Annotated in this window: 9 protein-coding genes; 2 read left to right on the top strand and 7 right to left on the bottom strand. The window is 71.0% G+C overall.

The features are described from left to right. The 5 genes from DEJ49_RS26815 to DEJ49_RS26835 form a co-directional block, all read right to left on the bottom strand. Entirely contained in the window at positions 1-468 is a 468-nt protein-coding gene (locus DEJ49_RS26815; RefSeq protein ID WP_150186477.1) for a hypothetical protein, read from the bottom strand. A 27-nt stretch (positions 469-495) separates the two neighbouring features. Beyond that, a complete protein-coding gene (locus tag DEJ49_RS26820) occupies positions 496-4,998 on the bottom strand; it encodes a DUF6531 domain-containing protein (RefSeq protein ID WP_150186478.1) in 4,503 nt (1,500 codons plus the stop codon). Between the two features lie 149 nt (positions 4,999-5,147). Continuing rightward, a complete protein-coding gene (locus DEJ49_RS26825) occupies positions 5,148-6,305 on the bottom strand; it encodes a serine hydrolase domain-containing protein (RefSeq protein WP_150186479.1) in 1,158 nt (385 codons plus the stop codon). Between the two features lie 161 nt (positions 6,306-6,466). Beyond that, positions 6,467-7,147, bottom strand: coding sequence for a glycerophosphodiester phosphodiesterase (locus tag DEJ49_RS26830; RefSeq protein ID WP_150186480.1), 681 nt, complete (start codon positions 7,145-7,147; stop codon positions 6,467-6,469). 115 nt (positions 7,148-7,262) lie between these two features. Beyond that, entirely contained in the window at positions 7,263-8,324 is a 1,062-nt protein-coding gene (locus DEJ49_RS26835; RefSeq protein WP_150186481.1) for an adenosine deaminase, read from the bottom strand. A gap of 124 nt (positions 8,325-8,448) precedes the next feature. Between DEJ49_RS26835 and DEJ49_RS26840 the strand changes: the two genes are divergently transcribed. Next, a complete protein-coding gene (locus DEJ49_RS26840; protein WP_190329454.1) occupies positions 8,449-9,177 on the top strand; it encodes a DUF4190 domain-containing protein in 729 nt (242 codons plus the stop codon). Here DEJ49_RS26840 and DEJ49_RS26845 read toward each other — a convergent pair. Beyond that, positions 9,161-10,480, bottom strand: a complete 1,320-nt coding sequence (locus tag DEJ49_RS26845; RefSeq protein WP_150186482.1) for a GntR family transcriptional regulator — start codon at positions 10,478-10,480, stop codon at positions 9,161-9,163. The genes DEJ49_RS26840 and DEJ49_RS26845 overlap by 17 nt on opposite strands. 46 nt (positions 10,481-10,526) lie before the next feature. Between DEJ49_RS26845 and DEJ49_RS26850 the strand changes: the two genes are divergently transcribed. Continuing rightward, positions 10,527-11,852, top strand: coding sequence for an MFS transporter (locus tag DEJ49_RS26850; RefSeq protein WP_317850469.1), 1,326 nt, complete (start codon positions 10,527-10,529; stop codon positions 11,850-11,852). Here the strand turns inward: DEJ49_RS26850 and DEJ49_RS26855 are convergent. Next, positions 11,849-12,427 carry an NADAR family protein gene (locus tag DEJ49_RS26855; RefSeq protein WP_150186483.1) on the bottom strand — a complete coding sequence of 193 codons (579 nt, stop codon included), beginning with the start codon at positions 12,425-12,427 and terminating at the stop codon, positions 11,849-11,851. The two genes, DEJ49_RS26850 and DEJ49_RS26855, sit on opposite strands and share 4 nt — an antisense overlap. Positions 12,428-12,593: the final 166 nt, after the last annotated feature.

Raw genomic sequence — 12,593 nt, forward strand, 5'->3', positions numbered from 1 at the left:
TCAGCCGCGGCGGCGGCGCAGGGCGGTGCGGGCGTTCTCGACCGCGTACGTGATGTTCAGCCGCCAGGTCGCCAGCTTGTCCTCCACCTTCGATGCGACCGTCCGCCACTTGAACCAGAGCGGCAGGTCCCGGAACGGCACGTAGTCGAGGGTGTCGTCGACGGCGGTCGCCGCGATGCCGCGATGCCCCTCCGCGCGAAGCGCGGCGAACAGCTCCGGGGTGAGTGCGCCATGGACGCGAGCAGCAGTGCCCGCAGCGGTGTATGCGAATCCCCGCTGGCCGGGGTCCGACAACCGCATGGCTCGGATGATGCGCGGGGAAACTTCACCGAGTGTGCAGTTGAAGGCCAAGCCGATGGCTGCCGTACCGAGACGGCTCTCACCGCGCTCGTACGCCGCGTCCCACTCGGCGGGGTCGTCGATGCCCAGCAGGCCTTCGCCGGTTTCCCAGTTCCACTCGGCCGCCATGGCCTCTTTCCTTCCATTGCCCGCCCGTCAGTTTTTGCACGGAGGCGGGAGCACCTTCTGCTTCTTCTTGTTGTTGATCATCTTCTCCTGTACCAGCCTGGTCAGGTCGTTTTCCTTCACAGTGTTGGACGGGTACGAGGCCTGCACGTGGCCATGGTAGATCTCCTTGACGATCTTGCCGTTCTTGTCGGTGACGTACTCGTGACGATCGAGGACCACAATCTCGTTGTTCACGTGGTCCACACCGACGCGACGGAATTTGGCCGGGTTGGTTCCGTCGCCCAGGGGGATGGACCGGTCCAGCGCTGCCTGTCCGTTCGCAGGCCTCCGGCCGATCTCGCCCTTGGCCGACGAACTGCTCCCAGAGCCATGCTTGCTGTACGACGAGTCGTCGTAGATGCGCGTCGGCTCGTCACTCTCGAGGCCGAGCGGGTCGCTCCACCGCAGAGGATTGTCGACGTACGCGTGATGGTTCGGCGCCGGGACCAGGCCGAGCGGGTCGGGGGAGAGATAGCTTGCCGTGTCCGGGTCGTAGTAGCGGGACAGGTTGTAGTGCAGGCCCGTCTCCGGGTCGCGGTACTGGCCCGGAAAGGCCAGCGGGCACAGGCCGCTGTCGTCGTCGGCCAGCGGCTTTCCCCACAGGCTGGTCGCGGAGCGCCAGGCGATCGAACCGTCCTCCCCGACGAGTTCGTTCGGGGTGCCGACGAGGTCGGTGACGATCGCATAGAACTGCCTGCTGATCTCGTCCGGATCGGCTGTGCGCCACCGGCTGCGCACCTGGGCTGCCGCCCGGTGGGTGCCGGGCTCCCAGTCCCAGGTGTCGGTCTCCGTCAGGTCGCCACGGAGCGACCGCTGTTCCGCGAGGTTGACGCCGTCCCAGGTGAAGAGGGTCTCGTCGGCGACCGAACCGTCGTCGTCGACGCGTACCTTGGCGGTGCGCCGGCCGAGCACGTCGTAGCGGTACCGCCATACGCCGTTATCCGGCGTCCGGGCCTCGGTGAGCCGGTCGTCGGCGTCCCAGGCGTACGTCCAGATCCGGCGAAGGCCCGACAACGTCCGTCGGATCACGCGGATCACGCGCCCCTGGGCGTCGTGCTCGTACGTGGAGCGGCCCGCCGAGGTGACGCGCGTTCCGGAGTGCCGCGCCGGGCCCTGTGCGTCCTGGCCGCCGGGGGCCGGGTGGGATGCGGCGGTGAGGTTGCCGAGATCGTCGTAGGCGTAGGTCTCGGTCCAGGTCTTCGCGGATACCCGGGTGACGCGGCCCGCGGGGTCGAGGTCGAACGTGCGGGCGCCTGCCAGTCGGTCCGCGATCCCGGTCAGGTATCCGTCCGCGCGATAGGCGTAGGAGCGGGACTGCCGCACCGCACCGTCGCCACCCGTGCGCGCCCGGACGGTCTGCTCGACGAGGCGGTGCCCCGCGTCCCAGGACTGCGTCAGGGTGGCGGCGGGGCCCAGGCCGCGAGCGGTCTCCCGGCCGGCCGCGTCATACGCGAAGGTCAGCTCGCCACCCGCGGTGACCAGCGAGGTGGGCAGACCGACGGAGTCGTATGCCCAGCGCGAGGTGGCGCCGGAGGGCGTGGTCCGGCGGACCCGCCGACCCAGTACGTCGTACTCGCTGGTGACGGTCCGGCCGTCGACGGCCTCGGCGACGATCCGGCCGGCCACGTCATAGGCGTAGGTGACGCTGCCGAGGGCGCTCGTCGCCTCCAGAAGGCGTCCGGCGGGGTCGTAGCGCAACGAGGTGACCGTGCCGTCGTCGGTGCTCATGGTCACCATCCGGCCCGCGGTGTCACGGGTCATCCGCACCGTCTGGCCGGAGCCGTTGGTGCGCTCGACCTGGCGTCCGGTCGGGTCGCAGCGGTAGGTGAGCGTGCGACCGTCGAAGTCGGTCTCGCCGATCAGCGTGCCCGCCGCGTCGTAGCGGTAGCTCCACGCGTCGCCCCGCGGATTGTGCACGGTCGTGAGTCGCAGCTCGGTGTCGTGCGAGAAGCGGTAACGGGTGCCGTCCGGGTCGGTCCGGGCGCTGGGCAGGTCGAACGCCCCGTACTCGAACTCGGTGGTGGTCCCGGCCGCATCGCGGTATGCGGTGAGGTTGCCCTCCGCGTCGTACCTCCATGTCTCTCGCCCGCCGTCGGCGCGCTCACGCCACAGGAGCAGCCCCTCGGTGTTCCAGCTCTGGCGGACGGTCCCACCGACCGGGTCGTGGATCTCCACGGCACGGCCGAATACGTCCCTGCGCACGGAGACGACGCTGCCGCGCGGATCGACGACCCGCACCGGCAGGCCCGCCTCGTCGTTCTCGTACCGGGTCGTGTTGCCGAGCGCGTCGGTCTCGGCGATCCGGTGTCCGCGCTCGTCGTAGTGGTACGAGGTCACCGCGCCCTGCGGGTCGGTGCTGGTGAGCAGATTGCCCCGGTCGTCGTACGCGCCTTCCCAGCGTGCGCCGTCGGCCTGTGTGATGGCGACCGGCAGGACACCGTCCGCGTACTCGACATGGACGCTGGTGCCGTCAGGGCGGTCCATGCGCAGCGGTTGTCCGTGTGCGTCGAGGGTGTAGCGCGTCGTGCGGCCCAGCTCGTCGGTACGAGACAGCAGGTGTCCACGGGCATCGTGCTCGGTGTGCACGGTGAAGCCCAGTGGGTCGACGACACGGGTGAGGTGGAGCCGCTCGTCGTGGTGGTACTCGGTGGTGTGGCCGAGCGAGTCGGTGTAGCGGGTGACGCGGTGGTCGGAGTCGTAGCCGATGACGCAGCTGAGGGCGGAGTCGGCGCCCTCCCCGCGTATGCAGCGGTCGTCCTCGTCGTAGGTGAAGCGGTACCAATAACCGTTGCGGTCGGTCCAGGACGTGATGCGGGCGTGCGCGTCGTAACTGAGCCGGTAAGGCAGGCCGGACGAGTTGTGGATCTCGCTCAAGTTGCCGGCGGCGTCATACCGGTAACGCATCAACGTCCTGCCGTTGGGACCGTACCCGGGGTCGCGCAGGCGCAGTCCGGTCACCCGGCCGTCGTCGGTGTCGACGTCGACGTGGTAGCCGCCCGAATGACGCACGGCCACGGGTGTGCCGTGGGCGGCACGGTCGATGTCGACGCGATGGCCGTTCTGGTCCGTCACCGCGGCGAGCGGCATGGTGAACGCCTCGTCGGCGGCCACCGCGCGGCGGGTCGGCGCGAAGTGGCGGGTGTGGCCGCTTTCCGGGTCGGTGACGCGGATGGGGGTGCCGGGGGCGCCGTCCCAGTCCAGAGGCCAGCGCGGACCCGCCACCGGCAGGACAGAGGCGCCGGGCGCGGGCACCGGGTAGCGGAGGATCATGCCGTCCTCGGTGGCGAACAGCACCCCTTCATGGTCCAGTTCGAGACGTTCGTCCAGCGTGGAGGCCCAGGAGGGGCCGAAGCAGCGGCCCGAGAAGTAGCTCGACAGGTGGGTGCGGCGCAGGGCCAGCGGGAGCAGGCCTGGCAGTTCGACGTCGGTCTTCTCCATGATCATTTCGCCGGAGATCATGTCGACGGGGTCGCCGTTCTTGCAGCGGGCCTTGGCGGGCTTGCTCGTCGCCACGTCGTCCGCGCCGCGCCGCAGGCCGTTCTTGAGGCCTTTGGCCATGCCCTTGAGGCCCTTCAGCCCCTTGCCGAGTTTGGCGGCGGTGGTGATCCCCTTCATGCCGGGGACGCAGTCCATGGCGGCGAACGCCACGTCCATGAGGGTGGCTTGTCCTTTTGCGTATTTGCTCAAGGTGTCGGCCAGCACGATGGCACCCGCGACGATGACGATGGCGGCGAGGATCGGGCCGCCGACGATCATCGCGATCACACCGACCACGGCGACGACGACCTTGCAGACGGCGACGATGGTGTCCCAGTTGTCGGAGACCCAGTCGCCGATCTCCTCCCACCACTTGCGGTTCCTGATGCCCGCGTCGGAGGCCTCGTCGATCTTCTTCTTCGCGGTGCCCGCGGCCTCCTCGCGCATCTTGCGCGCGTCGGCGGCCATCTTCTTCGCCGCCTCCAGCGCACTCTTCGCGGAGTCCACGTCACCCTGCGCGGACTTCTGCGCCTTCTCGGCGGAGTGCGCGTTGCGGGTGGCGGCCTTGACCTTGTCCTCGTCCGGCTTGGGCACGTCCTTGCCGCCGCCCGGCTTGTCCTTGTACTTGTCCGCTTCCTTGCCCGCCCGCTCCACCCAGGAATCGGCCGAGGAGAGCCGGGACTTGGCGCTGCTCAGGTCGGCCTGCGCCTCACGGCCCTTGACCAGCGCCTTGTCGGCCAGCGACTGGGCACGCTCCAGCTCCGGCCAGTACGCGGACAGCGCGTCGCCCGCCATCTCGTAGCTCTTCTTGAGCTTCTTCAGCTTGCTGGGCGCGTCCTCGAACTTCTCCGTGAAGGCGTCCGCGGTCTTGCCCACCCACTTCAGGATGGCCTCATCGCCCGCCATCCCCTTGATGTCCCGCAGGACCCTGCCCACGTCGTCCGCGAAGTCGTGGAGGTTCTTCGCCAGCGACCGCACCCGGTGCGGATCACCCGGCGTCGGATCCTCGTCCAAGTCCAGGACATGCCAATCCTTCGGCCTGTGTCCCGCCATCGTGCAACCCCCGTCACGCCTTACTCACCAAGAACCCGCGTACGGACGAACGTACAAGCTTCGGCTGTTTGGTGGAAACGCGACGGGGCACGGCGTCAGGACTCCGGAGCTCAAGGTCGGAGTGCGGCTTCCACTATGCGCTGGGTGACCGGGTTCGCCTCCATGCCCTTCGCGTCGGTCGCGTTGACCGAGTAGACGAGGGTGCGGGAGCCGTTCTCGGTGGAGGCGATGATGTTCGTGTAGCCGTAGCGCGCACCCGTCTTGAACCAGTACGTCTTCCCGTTGATGTCCATGGTCTGCAGGCCCGCAGCGAAGGTGGGCTTCGCGGGAGCGTTCGGCCCGAGACGGGGGAGGGTGAACATCTCCTTCAGTTGCGGCTGCGGCACGACCTTTCCCGCGAACAGCGCCTGGGTGAACGTCTCCAGGTCGGCCGTGGAGGAGATCATGTCGCCGGCCGCGAACCGGTCGTACTGGGTCCACACGGTGGCGTCGACCAGGCGGGTGGTGCCGTCCGGCTGCTCCTGCTTCTGGTAGCCGCGGTTGTGCGGGCCGCGGATGTGGAGGTCCTTGCCGGGGAAGTAGGTGTCGCGCATGCGGAGCGGGTGGAAGATCCGCCGGGCCGCCTGGTGGGCGTACGTGTCTCCGGTGACCTTCTCGATCAGCAGGCCCAGCACGGTGTAGTGGATGTTGCGGTAGTGCTGCTCGGCGCCCGGGTCGTGCTCGGGGCCCTTGGCTATCGCGGAGTCGAGGACGGTCCGGGGGTCCAGCGTGTCGTAGCGGTGGGCGAACACGTCGTCGAAGCCGTCGCCATTCTTGAGGCCGCTCGTGTAGTTGAGGAGGCTGCGGACCGGGATGGGGTCGAACTCCGCCGTGAACAGGCCCGGCAGGTAGTGCTGCACGGGTCGGTCGAGGTCGATCGTGCCCTCGGCGGCCAGTTGCAGCACCATGGCCGCCGTCACGATCTTTGTCGTCGACCCGGCGCGCAGTCGGCCGTGCGGATCCGCCTTGCGGTGCGTGACCAGGTCGTGCACGCCGGAACTGCCGCGCCAGGTCCCGTCCGTGCCGCCGACCCGGACGAGCGCGGCGGTCGCGTCGGCGTTCGGCAGCCCCTTGATCGCGTCCCGCAGGAGCTTGTCGTTCGGTCTGTTCGACGTCGACGGGGCGTCCGTCGCAGCGTGCGAGGGGTATGCGAGCGCCGGGGCGGCCGCCGCGCCGGTCAGCCCGAGGACGAGGGCGGCGGCGACGGCGGCACGGGCGGGAACCTTCACGGTGACTCCTGGGACGGGTTCGACGGGATGTGGTCACATCCTGGCGAGCGCCCCGGGGGCGGTGGATCGTCAGTGGGGAGGGCTCTGTCCCGGGAAGCTGTCGGGGGCCAACGGGGCTCGGAGTCGGGGGTGTTGGAAGGGGAGTCCCCTAGGGGGTGGCGCTAGGGCCGGCGAAGGCCGTGCAGCGTTTCGATGCGGTTCGTCGTGATCGCGTCGGTGCCCGCGGCGATCAGGCGGCGCATCGAGCGGCGTGTGTCCGGGGTCCAGGCCGAGACGAGCAGGCCCTGGCGGTGTACGTGGAGCGTCAGTTCGCGGTCGACCAGCGGGAAGCGGAAGTTGAGCCAGCGCGGCTTCACCGCGTCCAGGAGGACGGGGCGGGGCGGGGCCAGGGTCGTCCAGGTCAGCGCGATCTCCGCGGCCGGATCCGCCTCGCGCACGGCGAGCATCGTCCGCCCGCCCGCGCAGTAGTACACCCGCTCCGCCGCGCCGCACTCCGCGACGACCCCGACGACCGTGCGCACGGCGTCGTACGTCGCCCCCGGCAGGTCGATCATGAGCCGGTGCCCCTCGGTGGCCGCGAGGGCCGCGGCGAGGGTCGGGACGCCGCCCTCGGTGAGGCCTTCGACCTCCGCGGAGGACAGGGCGGCGAGCGGCCGCTCGTACCCCCACAGGCGCTTCAGGGTCGGGTCGTGCAGCAGGACGGGTACGCCGTCCCCGGTCAGGCGGACGTCGATCTCCACCGCGTCCGCGCCCCGCTCGAACGCGGAGCGCAGGGACGGGAGGGTGTTCTCACGAACGCGGTAGGGATCGCCTCGGTGGGCCACAGCAGTCACGGTGCGCATGGGCCCATTGTGGTCACGGGATGCGGATGGGTGGGTTTATTGCGGATGGGCGCGTTCGTTGCGGATGGGCGCGTTCGTTGCGGATGGGTGCGGTCGTTGCGGATGGGCGCGTTCGTCACGGCGCGAGCCACGTGTCCGTGTACGTGTCGATCTCGGCGGCGATCCGCGCCTTGCCCGCCGGGTCGAGGAAGGACGCCTCGACGGCGTTCTTGGCGAGGTCCGCGATGCCGCGCTCATCGAGGCCGAGGAGACGGGCCGCCACGGCGTACTCGTTGTTCAGGTCCGTGCCGAACATCGGCGGGTCGTCGGAGTTGATCGTGACGGTCACTCCTGCCTCGACGAACTGCTTGACCGGGTGCTCGTCGAGGGTGCTGACCGCGCGGGTCGCGATGTTCGAGGTCGGGCAGACCTCCAGCGGGATGCCGTGCTCGGCCAGGTGGGCGAGGAGCTTGGGGTCCTGCGCGGACGTCGTGCCGTGCCCGATGCGCTCGGCGCCCAGGTGGATCAGGGCGTCCCAGACGGTCTCGGGGCCCGTCGTCTCGCCGGCGTGCGGGACCGAGTGCAGGCCCGCCGCGATCGCCCGGTCGAAGTACGGCTTGAACTGCGGGCGCGGCACGCCGATCTCGGGCCCGCCGAGCCCGAAGGAGACCAGGCCCTCGGGGCGCAGCTTGTCGGTGGTGGCGAGGCGGAGCGTCTCCTCGGCCGATTCGAGTCCGGCCTCGCCGGGGATGTCGAAGCACCAGCGCATTACGGTGCCGAACTCCTTCTCGGCCGCCGTGCGGGCGTCCTCGATGGCGTCCATGAAGGCGCGGTCGTCGATGCCGCGGCGCACGGAGGAGTACGGGGTGATCGTCAGCTCGGCGTAGCGGACGTTCTGGCGCGCCATGTCGCGGGCCACCTCGTACGTGAGGAGGCGTACGTCCTCCGGGGTGCGGATCAGGTCCACGACGGACAGGTAGACCTGGATGAAGTGCGCGAAGTCCGTGAACGTGAAGTAGTCGGCGAGCGCCTCGGGGTCGGTCGGCACCGAGGAGTCGGGGTGCCGGGCGGCCAGCTCGGAGACGATGCGGGGGGAGGCCGAGCCGACGTGGTGCACGTGCAGTTCCGCCTTGGGCAGTCCGGCGATGAAGGCGTGCGTATCTCTGGCGGGCGCGGCTGTGGTCTGCTGCTCGGTCACGGTTTCCTCCCCAGGAACGGGTTTGATCGGCTGATCGATGGGTCGGGGATCATCGTAGGCGGCGGTCGGCGTGGGGAAAGCGAGGGCCGTAGCATGACGGAACGTACGAAAGAGGTGACCCGTCATGTCCGCGAAGTCCGAGGACGACGCCGTGCCCGACGCGGGCGGCGCGGGTGGCGCGAGGGCGCCGGAGGAACGTGATCCTTGGGCGCCGCCGGTGGAGGACCAGCCGCGGAGTGTCCCGACAGGGGGTGCCTGGGGGTCGGTGCCGCAGCCGCCCGTGTCTCCGGTGGCCGGTGTGCCGCCCGTCGGCAACCCCTTCGCCGCGCCCGGCGAGCCGGTGCCCCCGCCGCCCGTCTCACCGGACGGGCCAGGGCAGATGCCGTACGGGTACGGGTACCCGGGTCCGGGGCAGCAGGGGTTTCAGGGGCAGCAGGGGTATGCCGGGTACCCCGGATACGGCTGGGCCGCCATGCCCATGGCTCCCGCGAACGGCATGGGCGTCACCGCGCTCGTCCTCGGGATCATCGCCGCCGCCGGTTTCTGTCTGTGGCCGCTGGCGATCGTCCTCGGCATCCTCGCGGTGGTCTTCGGCGCGGTGGGACGCGGCAAGGCGCGGCGGGGCGAGGCGACGAACGCCGGACAGGCCCTCGCCGGGATCATCTGCGGAGCCGTGGGCATCGTCCTGGGCGTGGCGCTGCTCGTGATCCTCGTCGTCGTGCCGGACGACGACTCGGACGACGGGTCCACGCGGGACGACGAACCGGGCTATTCGGCCGCGGCGACCTCTGCGGCTCCTGCGGCTTCGGCGGCCGCCTCCTCCGTGGGGCCGAGTCTCACCCTCCGTACGTAGCCTCCGACTCGCCGAGCACCGCGGCGAAGTCCGCTGCGAGCCTCGCCGCGTCCGCGGGACCGAGCGCGGACGTGGTGATGCGTACACCCGTGGGCGCCGCGATCCGGAACCGCGCCCCCGCCGCCACCCACCACCCGTGCGACCGCAGCCCGTTGACGACCGCGGACTCGTCCCGCACCGGCACCCACACGTTCATCCCGCTCTCTCCGTGTGCCGCGATCCCGTGCCCCGCCAGCTCGCGGATCAGTGCCGCGCGCCGCTCCCCGTAGACACGCTCGGCCCGGCGCACCACCTCGCGGGCCGCCGGGTCGGCCAGCGTCCGCTCGACCGTCTCCTGCAGTACGTGGCTGACCCACCCCGAGGTGAGCAGCATCCGTCCCTCGTGCCTGGCCAGCGTGGTGGCGTCGCACGCGAGGGCAGCCCAGCGCAGGTCGACGCTCAGATGCTTGGAGACGGTGCGGACCTGCGCCCAGCGCGGGAGCCCGCCGGTCGCCAGCGAGTGCGGGGCCGCCCCCGCGATCTCCGCGTTGTGGTCGTCCTCGACGACGAGCACGTCCGGATGCCCGGCGAGTGCGTCGAGCAGCGCGTCCCGCCGCTCCGCGGTGAAGTGGCCGCCCACCGGGTTCTGCCCGCGCGGGCTGCACACCACGGCCCGCGCGCCCGCCCGCAGCGCCCCGCGCAGCGCCTCCGGCCTCATGCCCTCGCCGTCCACGGCGACCGGCGCCATGCGCAGCCCCAACGCCGGTACGAGGTCGAGGAGGTGGTGGAAGCCGGGGTCCTCCACGGCGACCGTGTCGCCCGGCTTCAGCTCGACCGAGAGCAGCCGGGCCATGCAGTCCAGCGCGCCGTGCGCGAACGTCACGTCGCCGTCGGGCACGCCGTCCCGCGCGAACCACTCCCGGGCCCGCTCCTCGAGACCGGCGAGGCGCGGCGACCCGCGGTACGAACCGTTCACCGGCTCCACCCGGGCGGGCGGCAGCAGGACCGGAAGCAGCTCCGGATCCGGATGCCCGCCCGCGAGGTCGCGCACCCCCTGGGGCGCCTTCGGCGGCCTGCGGGTCCCGACCGCAGGGGCCTGCGCCACGACCGTTCCGCCCCGGCCGCGGGTCACGACGATGCCGCGCTGCCGCAGTTCCTTGTAGGCCGTCGCCACCGTGCCGGCGCTGACCCCCAGGTCGTCGGCGAGCCTGCGCACCGGGGGCAGGGCGGCGCCCGGCGCCAACCCGCCGTCGGCCACGGCCTGTTCGACCGAAGCGGTGATTCCCTTGGCGGTCGAGCCACTGATCACATATTGTGCTGCCACGTAAACAATTATGTACCGGTACAAAAGAGAGCGTCAAGGGGGACGGGTGAGCCTCAGGCGGAAGCGGTCCGCGCTGTACGCACGCATACCGGGGGGCGCCGACGGCCGGCGCATGCTCTGGATCGCCCTGATCAACAAAATGGGGACCGGTCTGTGGATGGGGGCGGCCGCCCTCTACTTCACCCTGGTCGCCGGACTCTCCGTCGCCGAAGTCGGCGTGCTCCTGGGGGTCTCGGGCGCCGTCGGCATCGCGGGCGCGCCGCTCGCGGGCCACCTCGCCGACCGCTTCCCGGTCACCCGCATCCTCATCGGCGCCCAACTCCAGCAGGCCGCGGCGCTGTTGGCGCTGCTCACGACGGACGACTTCGCGCTGCTCCTGCTGTACTCAGCCGTCAACAGCCTCGCCGACCGCGGCGCCAACGTCCTCACCAAGCTGTACGCCGCCCGCATCGCGGGCCCGGACCGCACCCGGTACCAGGCCGTGCAGCGCACCGTCTCCAACGCGGGCTGGGCCGTCGGCGGGCTGGCCGGCGCGTGCGCCCTCGCGATCGGCACCACCCACGCCTACCAGGCGCTGCTCCTCGGCAACGTGGTCAGCTTCCTCGCCGCCGCGGCCCTCACCCTGCGCTGCGCCGAACCTCCGTCGCCGTCCCGCGTGGTGTCCGGCTCGATGACGGCCGGACCGGTGGCAGCAACCGCCCCCCGACCGGCATCCAACCCATGGCGCGACCGCTCCTTCCTGCTCTTCACCGTGACCGAGGCGGCCCTCTTCCTCGACGACGCGGTGCTCCAGGTCGGCATCCCCCTGTGGATCGTCCACGCCACGGACGCCCCGCACGGGCTCGCGCCGCTCCTCATGGTGCTCAACTGCGTGCTGGTCGTCTGCTGCCAGGTCCCGCTGTCCCGGTTCGGCAGCACACCGGAGCGGGCCCGCGCGCTCCTCGTACCGCTGGCGGGCTGTTTCGTCGTCGGGTGTGCCGCGCTGACCGCGTCCGCGTTCGGCGGCACCGGGCTCGCCGTCGCCGCGCTCACGGTCGCCGCCGTCGCCCTGACCTTCGCCGAGATACTCCACGCCATCGCGTCCTGGGAGCTCTCGATCGCGCTCGCCCCCGGTGACGCCCAGGGCGCCTATCTCGGGGTCCACGGCCTGTCCTCGTCGGCGCAGCGCAGCGGCGGGCCGCTCCTGGTCACCGCGGTGATCGCGGCGGGTCCGCTCGCCTGGCCGGTCCTCGGGGCCGGTGTGATCGTGACGGTGGCGGCGCAGAGCCGTCTCGTACGGAAGCGGCTGACCCGGCAGCGCGTCGAGGCGAGTCGGGCCCCGGCCGACCACGTGGTGGGGGTACCTCCAGCCGGTTATGACACAGGCTCCTAGACCCGCTCCCGCGCTTCCATCAGCGCGAACCCCAGCAGGTTCGGTCCCCGCCACTTCTCGGGGGCCTCCGCGCGGGGGTCGTCCGCCGCCAGGCCGATGCCCCAGATGCGGTCCAGGGGGCTGGCCTCGACCAGGACGCGCTGCCCCGTCGCCACGAGGAAGTCCCGCAGCGCGGGGTCCGACGCGAACTTGTGCGTACTGCCCGCCACCACGATGCCGAAGCGCTCGCGCACCCATATCGCGTCGTCGAAGTCCCGGACGAGGCGGCCGGCCTTCTTCGCCTCGGCCGGGGTGCGGGCCGCGAGGACCGCCCGTTCCGCGTCCGCGTCGCCGAAGAGGCGGGCCTTGGCCGCCATCATCCAGTGCTCCGCCGTCGCGTACTCCACGCCGTCCACCGTGAACGGCGAAGGCCACCACTGACTCAGACAGCTCGCACCGAGCGTGCCGTCCCGCCGCGGGGTGTGGCCCCAGAAGTGCAGATACTTCACCTTCTCGCCCGCGCGCACCGCGCCGACCAGCGCCTCCACCGAGTCGATCTTCGTCATGCACGCGAGTCTGGCACGCACCACTGACATTCCGTCCTGGGTTTTCCGGGTCGACTCGACACCTGGTCGACAGATTCCGTCGCGTAACCAAAAGGCAACAACGGAATCACTTGTTGGACTATCACTGCTCTGTCAGGATCGGCACTCAAATCGATCCGGAGCTACGCCGACCCCCGCGGGACGGGGCGGGCGGCGG

The organism is Streptomyces venezuelae, from assembly GCF_008642335.1.
GTDB classification, from domain to species: Bacteria; Actinomycetota; Actinomycetes; order Streptomycetales; family Streptomycetaceae; genus Streptomyces; species Streptomyces venezuelae_F.